This window comes from Proteus columbae (genome assembly GCF_009914335.1).
Taxonomy (GTDB): Bacteria; Pseudomonadota; Gammaproteobacteria; order Enterobacterales; family Enterobacteriaceae; genus Proteus.
Window position 1 is genome coordinate 3,758,156 of the sequence record NZ_CP043925.1, and the last position, 15,234, is coordinate 3,773,389.

Sequence of the window (15,234 nt, forward strand, 5' to 3'; positions counted from 1 at the left end):
GATAATTTTATTTTACTTATCATAAGATAAAAAGATAAATAAAAATAAAATACTGCTTATTATCATTTTAATATTCAAAAAAACATTATTAATATTTATATTTTAACAATTAACACAAAAAATAAGTAAGATAATATACTTATAGATTTTTCTATTAATCATTAGAAAATTTTAGCCATTAGCTGATAATTAAAGCTAAAAAAAGAAATATAAGTCGTCTTTACCATTAAACAAAGTAGAAAAGGTAAAGTTTTTAAACATTGAGCCGAATAAGTTTAATTGATAAATAGTTATCGCTCCTTGCTGTGTGTCCTACAAACCAATTAAATAGGTAAGGCTATGCTGAAACGAATAAAAATATCTAATGGCTTAATGTTTATCTTAATACTGTTTTGCGCCATTCAACTTTTTTCTGGTGCAATGAGTATCCGTGACGCGAGTTTAACAAATAAGCGGATCTCACAATTAGCAAATGGCTTTGAACAGATAAAAACGATGGATTATGGTTATGCTGAGTTAAATAAATTACGTGAAGATATGCTAAATGTTATGTTTGACGCTCATCTCACACCCGATATTGCAGAAAATAAAATCTCTGACTTCCTTTCCTCTTATCCAAAAAGAAAACAAGAAGTTATACGTATTATTACCGCATACTTCACTGCTACTGAAGAAGCTAATTTTGATCCCGAAAAAATAGAGAGTATGAAAAAGCTCTTTAATCGTGTGCTTTACGATCTTGACCAACTTGCATCATGTCTAGAGATACGCGATTACTACGGTTTTCAATCTCTTTATGCACATAATACCAATGAACGCTTCACTCAATCCCTTTATGAAGCAACAGATTACCTCAGTAATAACGTTGTTACTCACGCAATAAAAGCAGCTCAAGGTAATTATGAACGTACCTTGGTGTTAGCTTTTGTCTTTATGTTTGTTTTTATTCTTTTCACTGTCCTTGTTGTACTTTGGATACGTCGAAATATTGTTTTACGTATCAATCAAATTGTCGATTATATGTCGGAAATTTCACAAGGAAATTTATTAGAAAATAAAGATGTCACTGCAAAAGGAAATAATGAAATCGACCAATTAATTACAGGTATTCAATATATGCGTACCGAACTGTCATTAATTGTGAATGCGATCCGAGGAACAAGTCATCATATTTATACTGGTGTTCAAGAGTTATCCGCAGGGAATACCGATCTTTCTTGTCGTACCGAAGAGCAAGCGAGCGCATTAGAAGAAACAGCATCAAGTATGGAACAACTCACAGCAACAGTGAGAAATAATACAGAAAGTGCTCGTGAAGTTTCACACCTTATCAGCCAAACTTCCAATATTGCCAGTAAAGGGGGCGATGTCACCAATAGAATGGTGAAAACGATGACTGACATTGCTGATAGCTCACAAAAAATTGGTGAAATCACTGCTGTTATCAATAGCATCGCTTTTCAAACCAATATTTTATCATTAAATGCTGCGGTTGAAGCCGCCAGAGCAGGTGAACAAGGTCGGGGATTCTCCGTAGTTGCAACAGAAGTCAGAGAATTGGCACAACGCAGTGCCGAAGCTGCAAAAGAAATTAAAGAGTTAATTGATGCCTCTATTAGCCGTGTTCGCCATGGTAATGATCTTGTTGAGCAAGTCAGCATTTCTATGTGCGAAATACTGACTTCCGTAAAACATGTTGAAGATTCAATGACTGAAATTTTATCTGCATCAGAAGAACAAACTCGAGGCATTACTCAAGTCTCTCTTGCAGTCACTGAAATGGATAAGGCAACACAGCAAAATGCGGCGATGGTTGAGCAATCTTCCTCTGTTGCCAGCTTATTGACTGAAGAAGCAGGTAATCTTGAACAAATCGTTGAACAGTTTAAAACGGCTGAAAGTGAACAGTTCAATAAAAAGGCACAACACAAAGTAATAGAAAAACCGTTCTCATCTGAAACATCACTACATACAAAAAATGAGAAGATAAAAAATACAGTCAAAGATGAAGTGAAAGAGAAAAAATCGGCAAAAGGAACCGCAACTGTAAATGACGATGAAGATGAAGATGATGATTGGACAAGCTTTTAATCCATTGATTTGATCATGATAAAAACGTGATTTAGATAAACACAAAGACACCTATTTTTAGTAGGTGTCTTTTTCTTTTACTTCTTAAATAATGACAAATTAATGGAATACATTGATTGCACTAACTAAGTAGTTAGTTTGTACTTTCATTTCACCTGAAATCATTGAAGCTTTCGAAACATAATTCGCATTTTCATGCGTAATCGATTCCAATTTTTCAACAGCACGGCCAAGCTCTTTTAAACCCGCACTCTGCTCTGTGGATGCGAGACTGATTTCACCAATTAAATCGGTCACATTTTTAACATGTACCACAATATCTTCCATTGTTCCGACAGTTTCATTGACCTGCTTTGAACCCACTTTGATATTGCTACTTGAAGCATTGATCAATGCTTTGATCTCTTTCGCTGCTTCAGCACTGCGCTGTGCCAATTCTCTTACTTCTGTTGCAACTACGGAGAAACCTCGACCCTGTTCACCCGCTCTAGCCGCTTCTACGGATGCATTAAGTGCAAGGATATTCGTTTGGAAGGCAATGCTATCAATAACACCAATGATATTACTAATACGATCAGAGCTTTTCGCAATATCATTCATGGTAGTAACGATATTATCCATTGCACTACCTCCTTTTATCGCTGCCTCACAAGTGATATTAGAGAGATTATTTGCCTGCCCTGCCGTTTCACTATTACTGCTTACTGCTGTTGTTAATTCATTCATCGTTGAAGCAGTTGCTTCAACATTGCTGGCGGTTTGCTCTGTTCTCACATACAGATCGCGATTACCTGCGGCTAATTGATCACAAGAAATATCGACTTGATGAATTTGATGACTCACATCACTTACCAACCAACGGAACATGCGTCCTAATTGATTAACGGAACGCTGTGTCATGCCCACTTCATCGATGCGATTGATATACGTAACGTTATGTTCATCGCCAGTTGCAACTCGATTCGCTTGCTCATTAAGTAGCCTAATTGGCTTAACAAGCTGAAAATAGAGAATACGTTCATTTGCCATCAGTAATACCAGCAAAATCACGATATGCATAAAAAGAGCATAACCCGATAAACCAGCAAACCATGCACTTAACAACATAAAAGGTAAAGGTAAGAGGATAAAGAGACGGAGTCGTTTTTTTAATGAAATTGTTTGATTCCATGAGCGCCAACGTTGCCATCCTTTATAAACAAAAGCGCCTTTTAAAAACGTGTGTGAAGGGTATTTACCTTGATTAAAAGCGGCGTAAAGTGCTGAGGCTTGTGCTATTTCTTCTTTTTTTGCCGCCGTCCTTACCGACATAAAACTTTGAATTTTACCCTGACGTATAATAGGAGTGACATTCGCTCTTACCCAATAGTGATCCCCATTTTTACGCCGATTTTTAACGATCCCAGTCCAAACCTCACCTTGCTTTAAAGTTCTCCACATATCCTTAAAGACTTCTGAAGGTATATCTGGATGCCGGACAAGATTATGGGGTTTCCCCACCAACTCTTCGACTGAAAACCCACTGGCTTCGACGAAATCCTCGTTGGCATAAATAATATTGCCATCAAGATCTGTCGTCGACATCAGTGTTGCGTTTTCAGATACCGGGTATTCTCGCTGTGTCACCGGTTGATTGTTACGCATTAGTTACTCTCCTCGACATTGAAATTAAAACATCTCAACAAAAAAAGACTGCCTAAATAACTATCGTTTCGGCCGTTAGGAGAATAACTTTAGTAATAAGTGTAAATACCTACATTTAAATATTAGTTTTTTGAATCAGTTCAAAATTTTTAATTATCTAGGCTATTAATTAATGCCTGTGAACTTAGCACTAATGTCTTCGCACACTCATCACGTTTCTTTAATAATGCCATAAAAATAAGGTCAGTGATCGTATTTTGTGCTGTACGTGAAGAGATTGAAGCGCTTCGCCACTCACCTTCATCCGCAATTGTTTCTAATATATAATCAGAAATTCTTCCTAATGGAGAGTGTTTTTCGCCTGTAATAGCAATGTTTTTTGCTCCCTGTTTTTTAGCCACAGAGGCCGCAACTAACATATCTTTTCTTTTGCCACTATAAGAAATAACTATCTGCAAATCCTTTGAACTTAACATTTGAGCAACAGATATCTGAACATGATGATCTGTTTCAATCAGAGTGGTTATTCCTATTTTCTGTAATTTATAACTTAAGTCTCTTGCGACTAACCCTGAACCACCAATACCAATAATCTGAACTCGCTGAGCTTCATCAATAAGCTGGATCACCTTTTCAAAATGAAGGTAATTAATTTGGCGAGTGGTATCACTGATAGAATTATTCTTCTCTTGAGCAAGTTTTTGAGCTATTACAACTAAGCTATCTTCAGAGCCAATCTGATTATGTAATATGCTAGGATCCTGCCCAGTATTTGCATTTTTTCGCCCAAGATCTTCACTAATTGCAAGCTTCAAAGAAGGAAAACCTTTGAATCCAATTTTTTGGCTAAATTTAACAATAGCTGATTGACTCACACCCATTGTTTCAGCAAGTTGCTGTGATGAAAGAGTGACCGTTTTTTCTGGGTTCTCTAAAATATAATCCGCTATTTTACGTTGATTTGTCGCCATACCAGGCTTGATCCACGCAATTTTCGTTAATGTTGGCATAATGACAATATCCACTTCGAGTACAATATAGTTATATATGGAATAATTTTGATAAAACGTTTAATACCTAAAGTAATTAAGTTTTTAGAATAAAATCAATTAGAAACAAAATATGAGATACAATAAATCATAAAAAAAGTAATATTATTATCGAAATACTTGTTCTTATAATAACGTTATATTGACTCTTTTTATTCAATCTCTCACACATTAACCTCTATATTTTATAATACTTAATTTAATTTTTTCCAATTTTAAATAATAATTTATTCTTCTTAGTCAACAACACGATATAAACTGAATATACTTATATTCAGCAAAATTGCGTTTTTAAACATAATAATTAACTAAATGACAATATAAAACACATTTTAAAAACATTAACACAATAAAAAACCTTTAATTACAAACAGTAATAAGGAATAAATAATTCCTTCATAGGGGAATTATTTTTAATGATACAAAAATAGATTAAACAACATATTTAAATAAAAAGACGGATATTAAAAAGAGTAAAAACCCAAAACCAATAAGCATTTTATATGATTGACACTGTAACATACATAATAAAGATGACAGATGATCGCAGATCTCTCTTTTGATAGATTAATGCTCTTTTTTTGATACACATTCAGAAAGATCATTTTAACCAAACTTAAAAAAACATCACTTTAATCAAGAAAGTTAATTTATCTATTGATTTATAAATGTTTTTTAATTTACCCTATCCAAATCAAAGGTACACAAAGTGCCGTTAATAATCCCATCGAGATATTAAAAATAAACCAAGACTGTCTGCTTTGTAAAAATAGACTAATTAATGTTCCGCCTAATATCCAAACAATACCGGCAACGAAATTAACAATAACCATAACAATACTAATAGCAATAACAGAGCTAAAATAAGCATCGCCCGATAAACTGAAGCTTCCTACTGCACCTAATCCCATCATCCACGCTTTTGGATTTAGAAATTGCAATAATCCGCCCTGAAACCAGCTTACTGCTTGGGGCGTTTTTGCTGGAATATCTAAACGCTGATAAGATGATGTTGCTGTTTTCCAAGCAAGCCAAAGCAGATACGCACTCCCGACTACCTTCAATCCAATATGCAGTGCAGGATAAATTATCAATAATGCGGCAACACCAAATGCAGAACTCAGCAAAACACATTGCATACCTAGCATAATGCCAGCCATCAGCTTTAATGAGCTTTTAAAACCTACATTAGCACCTGATGAAGTAAGCAATAAGTTGTTGGGTCCAGGCGTGATAGCAGCAATAAATAGGAAAATTGCTAACGATGAAATCAGACTAATTGTCATTATAAGTGCTCAAAGATGTGACAGATGTTTTATTTTCACCGAAAATAGCAGTATGTTATTTAGCAAACAAGTGTTAATTCATTTTGATAGACGGAAAATATGTCTCAATACTTTAATCCAATGCGTTGGGCTAAAAATCCACATTTACAAACGCTCTTACCAAGAATTGTACGTAGGACACCACAACTTACGCCACATTGGCAACGACTCAATCTCCCAGACAACGATTTTGTCGATTTAGCGTGGAGTGAAGATCCGACAACAGCACTCAATAAACCGCGCTTAGTCATTTTTCATGGCTTAGAAGGTGGATTTAGTAGCCCTTATGCTCACGGCATGTTAGCCGCAGCAAAAGAGAGAGGCTGGCTAAGCGTTGTGATGCACTTTAGAGGATGTAGTGGTGAACCCAATAGACAAAAGCGCATTTATCACTCTGGTGAAACGGAAGATGCTCGCTACTTCTTAAATTGGTTGAAAAAGGAATTTGGTGAGCAACCAACAGCCGCCGTTGGCTACTCTCTTGGTGGAAATATGCTTGCCTATTATCTCGCAGAAAGCGGTGAAAATGCGGTTGTAGATGCTGCCGTTATTGTCTCTGCGCCATTAATGCTAGAACCATGCTCAACAAAAATTGAACATGGCTTTTCTCGTTTTTATCAATGGTATCTGTTAAAAGAGCTGAAAAATAACGCGACACGCAAGCTTATTCGCTATCCTGAATCATTACCAATCAGCTTATTGACGATAAAATCCATTAAAAAACTACGTCAATTTGACGATCTTATCACGTCTAAAATTCACGGATTTAAAGATGCGTTAGATTATTATCGCCAATGCAGTGCATTACCTTTATTAAATAAAATAAAGAAAACAACACTGATTATTCACGCGAAAGATGATCCTTTTATGTCTGCGGATGTTATTCCTGATATCACAACCTTACCAAACAACATTGAATATCAACTCACCGAGTTTGGTGGGCATGTCGGTTTTGTAAGTGGAAAACTTTCTAAACCCGTGATGTGGCTTGAAAGCCGAATACCTGACTGGTTATCCGCTTATTTGGAGAAAACCAAATGATAATTCCTTGGAATGAGCTTTCCACAGAGACACTTGATAATCTTATTGAAAGTTTTGTTTTACGAGAAGGCACTGATTATGGTATCCAAGAGAAAACGCTTGAACAAAAAGTCGCCGACGTAAAAAAACAACTTAAATCCGGTGAAGCCGTATTGGTTTGGTCAGAACTTCATGAGAGCGTCAATATTATGCCGGCATCGCAGTTTCGCTCTGGTTAGTTATTCAAAGCAAGCGATGTATCGCCGTCAATAAGGGCCAACCTTATTTAGCAAAAGGATAACCTATGTCAATCAAGCATCCGATCATCGCAGTGACTGGCTCAAGTGGTGCAGGAACTACCACAACAAGCCAAGCTTTTCGTAAGATATTCCAACAACTCAATGCAAATGCTGCATTGATTGATGGAGATAGTTTCCATCGCTATACCCGTCCTGAAATGGATATGGCGATAAGAAAAGCCAGAGAACAAGGTAGACATATCAGTTATTTTGGCCCTGAAGCAAATGATTTTAGCTTACTGAGTAAGACCTTAAGTCAGTATAGTGATACAGGACAAGGTCAATCTCGCAAGTATCTACACTCTTATGATGAAGCCACTCCCTACAACCAATTACCAGGTACATTTACACCTTGGGAGCCTTTGCCAAACAATACCGATGTTCTCTTTTATGAAGGGTTACACGGGGGCGTTGTCACCAATGAGCACGATGTCGCACAACATGTTGATTTACTAGTGGGTGTTGTCCCTATCGTAAACCTAGAGTGGATACAAAAGCTTATTCGAGACACCACAGAAAGAGGACACTCACAAGAGGCGGTAAGAGATTCGGTTGTACGCTCAATGGATGATTATATTAGCTATATTATTCCTCAATTCTCACGCACTCACATTAACTTCCAACGAGTTCCAACGGTTGATACTTCAAACCCTTTTTCTGCCAAAGCAATCCCCACTCTCGATGAAAGCTTTATTGTTATTCGTTTTCGAGGCTTAACCGATATTGATTTTCCCTATTTACTTGCGATGTTGCATGGCTCATTTATGTCAACAATAAATACTATTGTTGTACCGGGCGGGAAATTAGGATTAGCGATGGAATTAATTATGGCGCCATTAGTCAAAAAATTATTAAATGGCGAAAAGATAAGTTAACCAAAATAAAATTTATCTCTATAAAAATAATATCCCATTAATTAAGGGATATTATTTTTCGAATTAAACTTTATTTTAAAATATCAAAATTAGTCGGCATCTTTTATTTCAAATGAATGCGTAATATTGGCTGCTTTTCCTAGCATTAAAGAAACAGAACAATATTTTTCTGCGGATAATTGAACAGCTCGTTCTACGATTTTATCCGTTAATTCTTTACCTGAAACAATAAAATGTAAATTGATATCAGTAAATAGACGAGGGGCTTCTTCGCGTCTTTCTGATGTTAATTTCACTTCACAATCAGTCACTTGGTGACGACCTTTACGTAAGATGCTCACAACATCAATAGCGCTACACCCACCTGCAGCAATTAATACCATTTCCATTGGACTTGGTGCTTTATCACCCGAATTTCCATCCATCATGATTTGATGACCAGAAGAAGACTCACCGACAAAAGATAAATCTTCTACCCACTTAACTCTCGCTTCCATTTATTTTCCCCTAAAGATGACAGAAACTAAAAGAGTACATTCTCATAATTCAACTAGCAATTAGCAAATAGGTTTATTATGCTGACTGCGTAAAACGAGACTTAATGCACTAATTGTGTTAAAAACAATATCTGCTTGATGATAGTGGTTAAGATCAATGCATTATTTTCTCATTTATTATAATCTACTCCATATTAACTTACCGTGTTCTCAGGAAGTTAATAGGTAAAGATAGGATTTTTAAGCACGCTGTATCAAAAGGGAACCTATCCGTTTTGAAAGGCTGCATTTAACGTACAGAGGATAACGCGAATGGTTCTCGGCAAGCCGCAAACAGACCCGACTCTTGAATGGTTTTTGTCACACTGCCATATTCACAAATATCCATCCAAGAGCACGCTGATCCACCAAGGTGAGAAAGCGGAAACACTTTATTATATTGTTAAAGGTTCCGTGGCTGTTCTTATTAAAGATGAAGAAGGAAAAGAAATGATCCTCTCCTACCTAAATCAGGGGGATTTCATCGGTGAACTTGGATTATTTGAAGAAGATCAAGAACGTAGTGCATGGGTTAGAGCAAAAACAGCCTGTGAAGTAGCAGAAATTTCCTATAAAAAATTCCGTCAATTAATTCAGGTTAACCCTGATATTCTGATGCGCCTTTCTGCTCAAATGGCGAACAGATTACAAACAACATCAGAAAAAGTAGGTAACCTTGCTTTCCTTGATGTTACAGGCCGTATTGCACAGACCTTACTAAACTTAGCAAAACAACCCGATGCCATGACGCATCCTGATGGCATGCAAATTAAAATTACACGTCAGGAAATTGGTCAAATCGTTGGTTGTTCACGCGAAACTGTAGGCCGTATTCTCAAAATGCTAGAAGATCAAAACCTGATCTCAGCACACGGTAAAACTATCGTCGTTTACGGGACTCGCTAAGTTTCCCCACCCCGAACAAACAATAGCCCAATAAAAGGGCTATTGATGATACAATCTGTATAAACCCCATCCTTATAGATGGGGTTTTTAGTCCGCACTACCCTTTTACAAATTCCGCAATAGCCACTTTTAATGCCACCATTCCTTCTTGTAATTCTTCTTGGGTAATAATTAACGATGGTGTAAAACGCATTACATCGGCTCCTGCGTTTAACATCATTAAGCCATGTTTGGCAGCAAGACCGAGTAACTCTTTGGCTTTACCTTTATATTGTGGTGCCAATTGCGCACCGATCAATAAACCTTGTCCACGGATTTGCGAAAAGACATCGTACGTTTGATTAATTGCCACCAGTTCATCCACAATCCATTGATAGCGCTTTTCTACACCCTCAAGTACCTCAGGTGTATTAATTAAATCAAATGCGACATTACCCACTGCACAAGCTAATGGATTGCCACCATAAGTTGTACCATGAGTCCCTACGCCCATTACAGAAGCTATTTCATGTGTTGTTAACATCGCACTGAGTGGAAAACCACCTCCTAGCGCTTTTGCAGTTGTAATAATGTCTGGTGTCACATCATAGTTCATATAGGCAAAAAGCTTGCCTGTACGTCCCATACCTGTTTGTACTTCATCAAGAACAAGCAGAGCTTGATGCTTATCACACAATTCACGTAGCCCCCTCATAAACTCAGGTGTTGCTACCGTGACACCACCTTCACCTTGCACAGGTTCCAATACGACAGCACAAGTATGGTCGTCAATAACAGCTTTAACCGCCTCTAAATCATTGAAAGGAATATGCACGATATCTGCAGGCTTAGGGCCAAAACCATCTGCATATTTAGGTTGCCCACCAACAGATACTGTAAACAGTGTTCTGCCGTGGAATGCATGGTGAAAAGCAATAATTTTAGTTTTATAAGGACTATGGCGAGTGATGGCATAATGGCGAGCCAACTTAAATGCTGCCTCATTCGCTTCTGCGCCTGAATTGGCAAAAAAGACACGTTCTGCAAATGTGTTATTTATTAATTTTTGTGCTAAACGCAATGCTGGTTCATTAGTAAAAATATTACTAACATGCCAAAGTTGTTCGCTTTGTTCTTTCAAGGCTTGATTAAGAGCAGGATGAGCATGCCCCAGTGCTAAAACAGCAATACCACCAGCAAAATCAATATACGATTTTCCCTGCTGATCCCAAACACGGCTACCCATCCCTTTGACAGGAATAAATTCTGCGGGTGAATAAATTGGCAACATTACTTGATCGTAAGTTGCCCGGTTGATGCTTTGCTTTGTCATTACCCCACCTGATCGTTATTCATATTCAATATGAAAATATAATCACTAAATATGAATAAAAAATCAAATGTGGTTTTGTATAAAAAGGCGTTATTTCGCTATTTAAATGCTATCCATTTAATATTTAAGGAAATTATTTAATAGCTCATGCCCTTGTTCACTTAAAATACTTTCTGGGTGAAATTGAACCCCTTCAATTGGCAGAGTACGATGGCGAATTCCCATAATTTCATCAACATTTCCATCATGTTGGCTCCATGCCGTCACTTCAAAAGGTACGGGTAATGTCGTCGCATCAATCACTAAAGAGTGGTAACGCGTCACATTTAAAGGCCGATTAAGTCCCTTAAAAACACCTTGTTGATTATGATGTATTAATGAATTTTTACCATGCATCACTTCTCGTGCTCTGATAACTGATGCACCAAAAGCTTGTCCTATCGCTTGATGTCCAAGACAAACGCCAAGAATAGGAATTTCACCGGCAAACCGCTGTATAGCCTCAAGAGAGATCCCTGCTTCATCAGGAGTACAAGGTCCTGGCGAGATAACAAGATGTGCTGGCATCATCTTTTCTATCTCTTTAAGTCCGATCTCATCGTTACGCTTAACAACAACCTCAGCACCCAATTCACAGAAATACTGATAGAGGTTGTAGGTAAACGAGTCGTAATTATCAATAAGTAACAGCATATTAGCCTATCCGACTGATTTTCTTATCATTATCTATTTTATTACTATTTTAAAGCGAGTGTAGATTTGCCAAAATAGCTCGTTGTTTAACCGACTTGGGTACAACAAAGCCGATTATCATAGCACAGGTGTAAAATATGAATAGTAAGCAAGAAAACCTGCTGATTTATTGCGCAATAACAAGAATGACGGTAATTGATGATGAATAGAGTGATTAATAGCGTAGTGAATACTTATTGCAGGAGATCACACGAAAAAAGGAAGGATCAAAAAGATTTTTTTGTACTAAAAATCCCGGAATGAAAATATTCATTCCGGTTTATATGCATTTTATCTTATTAGAATAAGTAAATATCCTATCCTAATAATGCGTTTATTGTTTTACGACTTCCGCAGATAAAATAGTGACCGTTTTTACTGGCACATTTTGGTAAGGTCCAATATTACGAGTTGGAGCTTGTGAAATTTTATCAACTACATCCATTCCTTTCACAACTTTACCAAATACGGCATAGCCAAAATCACGTTGACCGTGATCTAAAAATGCATTGTCAGCCACATTAATAAAGAATTGGCTGGTTGCGCTGTCTTTATCTGATGTGCGAGCCATGGCAATAGAACCTTTTACATTGCGTAATCCATTGTCGGCTTCATTTTTAATTGGCGCTCTGGTTTGTTTTTGCTGTAAATCAGCAGTAAAACCACCGCCTTGAACCATAAAGCCAGGAATAACACGATGAAAAGTGGTGCCGTTATAGTACCCATCTTCGACATACTGAATAAAATTTTTCGTTGTAATTGGGGCTTTTTTATTATCCAGTGATATTTCAATATTGCCTTCAGAGGTGACTAATTTAACGAAGGTTTCTCCCGTTGCCATTGCAAAAGTCGCTGTTGTTAAAGTGCAAGCGGTAACGAAGGTGACAAGAAAACGTTTTAACATGCAGGGATCCTTTACTTTAATAGTCTACAACTTACTTTATATGCAGCGATTCTAATTCGCTGAGGTAAATAGTGCCAATCATTTACCTTTATTTACGCTCAATAAGTCTAATTACGTTATAACAGGGTAAATTTTAATTTTTAAGCACTGTTATAAGTCATTAAATTGCGCCAAAATAGAGCAAATAAATATTTTAGATATTCATTTTCATGCAAAATTGAAATGAGTATGCATGAAAAGCCGCATTATTTCAGAGAGGTTTATACCATAATGACCCAATTTAATTACCAAAAAGCACATTTCATCATCAGTGCGCCTGATATCCGTCATTTACCACCAGATACAGGAATTGAAATTGCCTTTGCGGGTCGCTCTAATGCCGGTAAATCCAGTGCTTTAAATGCGTTAACCCAACAAAATGGATTAGCCAGAACCAGTAAAACCCCAGGCCGTACGCAATTAATCAACCTTTTTCAAATTGAAGAAGGCTTACGCTTAGTCGATTTGCCAGGCTACGGCTATGCCCAAGTTCCTGAAGAAATGAAGCGTAAATGGCAACGCTCTTTAGGTGAATACCTACAAAAAAGAGAGTGCTTAAAAGGTGTGGTTATTTTAATGGATATTCGTCATCCATTAAAAGATCTCGATATGCAAATGATTGACTGGGCTGTGGGCTCAGAGCTTCCTACTCTCGTTTTACTGACTAAAGCGGATAAACTCGCATCAGGCGCGCGTAAAAAGCAGTTAATGAGCGTACGTGAAGAGCTGGCAAATAAAGTAGGCGATATCCGCGTAGAATACTTTTCATCATTGAAAAAAATTGGCATTGATAAGCTACGTAACACACTTAATGAATGGTTTTCAGGCTCAGAAGAACAGCCTAAAAATGATGACAACGCTTAATTATCTTCTTTTTTCTCAACGATAGCGTTCTGATCTTCTATTGATAAAAGGGAAATCACTTTTCCCTTTCACTTCTCGCACAAACCACTTCAGTGAATTTTAGATAAAAAAATGCCCCAGTCGAAATAAAGTCGACTGGGGCAGCTAATATTCAGCTAAATCCGATTACGTGAAGTAAAAGGTCTGAAAGATAGAACATCTTACCTCTGTACCCTACGAGAGATAATGTACTCTATTTTATTGGTTAATAAAAGCCCTTTTGTAATTTTTTTTCACATGCAGACACGATTCAGCTATGTGTTTATGTATTCAAACCATAAATAAATGTAGTTTAATTACATAATTATGAGACTTTAATCACTTACGTGAATATGATTAAAAATAGAACAAATCACACAAAAGGTGCGGTTTATCCTTAATGATTTTGTGATACGCTTATTGCGAGACCGTAGTAAATATGTAATTAGCGATAAAATGAGGTATCCATGGCTGTATTAACGCTCCTGCGTTTTCCAGATGAGCGTCTGCGCAGAGTCGCAGTACCAGTGGAAAAAGTAGATGACGAAATACGCACATTAATCGATGACATGATTGAAACCATGTACGCAGAACGAGGTATTGGCTTAGCAGCACCTCAGGTTAATGTATCTAAACGCATTGTTGTAATTGATGTTTCTGAAAACCGAGATCAACCGATTGCACTTATCAATCCTGAAATTATCAGCACTGAAGATGAAGTGATGGATATGATGGATGGGTGTCTATCTATTCCAGATTCTTTTGCCCCAACAGAGCGTTACCGCTTCTTAAAGGTTAAGGCATTGGATAGAAATGGTAATGAAATTGAACTTGAAGCCTCTGATTTGTTTGCAGGCTGCATTCAGCATGAGTTAGACCATCTTGATGGCAAACTCTTTATTGACCATTTATCTCCGTTAAAACGCCAACGGATTGAGAAAAAACAGAAAAAATTAAGCAAGCTGATAGACTCGCAAGTTGCTTAATTATTCACTTATCTCTTTTTCACATGTTGATAAGTTTTGACATAAAAAAGCTCGGTAATTAACCGAGCTTTTCTTTTTTCTGCCCTAATATAGATAGACTCCCACTATTTTTCTCTCTATTCCTTATACAATGGATTTAAAACTCATTAGCACATCAATTGAGGTAAAAATGGAAAATAGTCGATTTAAGGATTTATATGAACAACTCAAAGCAGCCGGTGCAACAAACCCAAAATCATGGGCAAATAGTGAATTACAAGAAAACATTCCGCAGTTCGCACGATTCCTTGTACTAAAAGGACTCACCGATATCTATCGTGATATTGAGGAAAATATCAGTGAAATGGATATTTACTCTGATGAAGCAACCGAAGTATATCAAAAGCTTACTTCCCAACTTGATAATCAAGAACTTAAGGTATTGCTGCATTTCTATGGTAAATCAATTATTGGCAAGGTGATTGATATGCTTGATCAAAACTATCTTTATGACGTGAATGACAAGGTAGGTTGGTCTTTGATGGAACTCGATGGCAAAGGCACAACAACGGATAGATTAATCCAAGGTTTGCATGAAGACTTTCTTGAATTTGAAGAGTCAGAGCTTGCGCCAAACACTAAAGCATAAACAAAA

At 37.0% G+C, this 15,234-nt stretch carries 15 protein-coding genes; 8 read left to right on the top strand and 7 right to left on the bottom strand.

Annotated elements, in window-relative coordinates; all coding sequences use genetic code 11:
* Nucleotides 1-339 precede the first annotated feature (339 nt).
* On the top strand, nucleotides 340-2,091 hold the full coding sequence (locus F1325_RS17495) for a methyl-accepting chemotaxis protein (protein WP_160230768.1): 1,752 nt from the start codon (nucleotides 340-342) through the stop codon (nucleotides 2,089-2,091).
* Between the two features lie 99 nt (nucleotides 2,092-2,190).
* Here F1325_RS17495 and F1325_RS17500 read toward each other — a convergent pair whose 3' ends face one another.
* The 3 genes from F1325_RS17500 to F1325_RS17510 all read right to left on the bottom strand — a co-directional run bounded on the left by F1325_RS17500 (nucleotide 2,191) and on the right by F1325_RS17510 (nucleotide 6,070).
* The gene (locus F1325_RS17500) at nucleotides 2,191-3,735 is read right to left on the bottom strand and encodes a methyl-accepting chemotaxis protein (protein WP_160230769.1); all 1,545 of its coding nucleotides are present in this window, start codon (nucleotides 3,733-3,735) and stop codon (nucleotides 2,191-2,193) included.
* 149 nt (nucleotides 3,736-3,884) lie between these two features.
* On the bottom strand, nucleotides 3,885-4,745 hold the full coding sequence (locus F1325_RS17505) for an SIS domain-containing protein (RefSeq protein WP_160230770.1): 861 nt from the start codon (nucleotides 4,743-4,745) through the stop codon (nucleotides 3,885-3,887).
* A gap of 719 nt (nucleotides 4,746-5,464) precedes the next feature.
* The gene (locus F1325_RS17510) at nucleotides 5,465-6,070 is read right to left on the bottom strand and encodes a LysE family translocator (RefSeq protein WP_160230771.1); all 606 of its coding nucleotides are present in this window, start codon (nucleotides 6,068-6,070) and stop codon (nucleotides 5,465-5,467) included.
* A 99-nt stretch (nucleotides 6,071-6,169) separates the two neighbouring features.
* On the opposite strand from F1325_RS17510, the gene F1325_RS17515 reads away from it, so the two are divergent.
* From F1325_RS17515 to F1325_RS17525, 3 genes are all read left to right on the top strand, one after another.
* On the top strand, nucleotides 6,170-7,150 hold the full coding sequence (locus F1325_RS17515) for a hydrolase (RefSeq protein WP_109374240.1): 981 nt from the start codon (nucleotides 6,170-6,172) through the stop codon (nucleotides 7,148-7,150).
* Complete coding sequence (locus F1325_RS17520) at nucleotides 7,147-7,368, top strand: YheU family protein (protein ID WP_023583288.1); 222 nt, start codon at nucleotides 7,147-7,149, stop codon at nucleotides 7,366-7,368. Before F1325_RS17515 ends, F1325_RS17520 begins: the two co-directional genes overlap by 4 nt.
* A gap of 65 nt (nucleotides 7,369-7,433) precedes the next feature.
* A complete protein-coding gene (locus tag F1325_RS17525) occupies nucleotides 7,434-8,303 on the top strand; it encodes a phosphoribulokinase (RefSeq protein WP_109374239.1) in 870 nt (289 codons plus the stop codon).
* An 89-nt stretch (nucleotides 8,304-8,392) separates the two neighbouring features.
* Here F1325_RS17525 and F1325_RS17530 read toward each other — a convergent pair whose 3' ends face one another.
* On the bottom strand, nucleotides 8,393-8,800 hold the full coding sequence (locus tag F1325_RS17530) for an OsmC family protein (RefSeq protein WP_023583286.1): 408 nt from the start codon (nucleotides 8,798-8,800) through the stop codon (nucleotides 8,393-8,395).
* Between the two features lie 312 nt (nucleotides 8,801-9,112).
* On the opposite strand from F1325_RS17530, the gene crp reads away from it, so the two are divergent.
* Entirely contained in the window at nucleotides 9,113-9,745 is a 633-nt protein-coding gene (gene crp / locus F1325_RS17535; RefSeq protein ID WP_004246872.1) for a cAMP-activated global transcriptional regulator CRP, read from the top strand.
* A 97-nt stretch (nucleotides 9,746-9,842) separates the two neighbouring features.
* Here crp and argD read toward each other — a convergent pair whose 3' ends face one another.
* The 3 genes from argD to ppiA form a co-directional block, all read right to left on the bottom strand.
* The gene (argD, locus tag F1325_RS17540) at nucleotides 9,843-11,057 is read right to left on the bottom strand and encodes a bifunctional acetylornithine/succinyldiaminopimelate transaminase (protein ID WP_160230772.1); all 1,215 of its coding nucleotides are present in this window, start codon (nucleotides 11,055-11,057) and stop codon (nucleotides 9,843-9,845) included.
* 117 nt (nucleotides 11,058-11,174) lie between these two features.
* A complete protein-coding gene (locus tag F1325_RS17545; protein ID WP_100159719.1) occupies nucleotides 11,175-11,750 on the bottom strand; it encodes an aminodeoxychorismate synthase component II in 576 nt (191 codons plus the stop codon).
* A 373-nt stretch (nucleotides 11,751-12,123) separates the two neighbouring features.
* Nucleotides 12,124-12,693, bottom strand: coding sequence for a peptidylprolyl isomerase A (ppiA, locus tag F1325_RS17550; RefSeq protein WP_069369599.1), 570 nt, complete (start codon nucleotides 12,691-12,693; stop codon nucleotides 12,124-12,126).
* Nucleotides 12,694-12,963: 270 nt separating this feature from the next.
* Between ppiA and yihA the strand changes: the two genes are divergently transcribed.
* The 3 genes from yihA (at nucleotide 12,964) to F1325_RS17565 (ending at nucleotide 15,228) form a co-directional block, all read left to right on the top strand.
* Nucleotides 12,964-13,596 (top strand): ribosome biogenesis GTP-binding protein YihA/YsxC, encoded by a 633-nt coding sequence (gene yihA, locus F1325_RS17555; protein WP_160230773.1) that lies wholly within the window; start codon nucleotides 12,964-12,966, stop codon nucleotides 13,594-13,596.
* A 485-nt stretch (nucleotides 13,597-14,081) separates the two neighbouring features.
* Nucleotides 14,082-14,600 carry a peptide deformylase gene (def, locus tag F1325_RS17560; protein ID WP_109374236.1) on the top strand — a complete coding sequence of 173 codons (519 nt, stop codon included), beginning with the start codon at nucleotides 14,082-14,084 and terminating at the stop codon, nucleotides 14,598-14,600.
* Between the two features lie 169 nt (nucleotides 14,601-14,769).
* Nucleotides 14,770-15,228: a hypothetical protein gene (locus tag F1325_RS17565; protein WP_109374235.1), complete on the top strand. Its 459-nt coding sequence runs from the start codon at nucleotides 14,770-14,772 to the stop codon at nucleotides 15,226-15,228.
* Nucleotides 15,229-15,234: the final 6 nt, after the last annotated feature.

Coding starts and splice junctions, on each gene's coding strand:
- F1325_RS17495 (WP_160230768.1), top strand. CDS start 340: ATGCTGAAACGAATAAAAATATCTAATGGCTTAATGTTTATCTTAATA.
- F1325_RS17500 (WP_160230769.1), bottom strand. CDS start 3,735: ATGCGTAACAATCAACCGGTGACACAGCGAGAATACCCGGTATCTGAA.
- F1325_RS17505 (WP_160230770.1), bottom strand. CDS start 4,745: ATGCCAACATTAACGAAAATTGCGTGGATCAAGCCTGGTATGGCGACA.
- F1325_RS17510 (WP_160230771.1), bottom strand. CDS start 6,070: ATGACAATTAGTCTGATTTCATCGTTAGCAATTTTCCTATTTATTGCT.
- F1325_RS17515 (WP_109374240.1), top strand. CDS start 6,170: ATGTCTCAATACTTTAATCCAATGCGTTGGGCTAAAAATCCACATTTA.
- F1325_RS17520 (WP_023583288.1), top strand. CDS start 7,147: ATGATAATTCCTTGGAATGAGCTTTCCACAGAGACACTTGATAATCTT.
- F1325_RS17525 (WP_109374239.1), top strand. CDS start 7,434: ATGTCAATCAAGCATCCGATCATCGCAGTGACTGGCTCAAGTGGTGCA.
- F1325_RS17530 (WP_023583286.1), bottom strand. CDS start 8,800: ATGGAAGCGAGAGTTAAGTGGGTAGAAGATTTATCTTTTGTCGGTGAG.
- crp (WP_004246872.1), top strand. CDS start 9,113: ATGGTTCTCGGCAAGCCGCAAACAGACCCGACTCTTGAATGGTTTTTG.
- argD (WP_160230772.1), bottom strand. CDS start 11,057: ATGACAAAGCAAAGCATCAACCGGGCAACTTACGATCAAGTAATGTTG.
- F1325_RS17545 (WP_100159719.1), bottom strand. CDS start 11,750: ATGCTGTTACTTATTGATAATTACGACTCGTTTACCTACAACCTCTAT.
- ppiA (WP_069369599.1), bottom strand. CDS start 12,693: ATGTTAAAACGTTTTCTTGTCACCTTCGTTACCGCTTGCACTTTAACA.
- yihA (WP_160230773.1), top strand. CDS start 12,964: ATGACCCAATTTAATTACCAAAAAGCACATTTCATCATCAGTGCGCCT.
- def (WP_109374236.1), top strand. CDS start 14,082: ATGGCTGTATTAACGCTCCTGCGTTTTCCAGATGAGCGTCTGCGCAGA.
- F1325_RS17565 (WP_109374235.1), top strand. CDS start 14,770: ATGGAAAATAGTCGATTTAAGGATTTATATGAACAACTCAAAGCAGCC.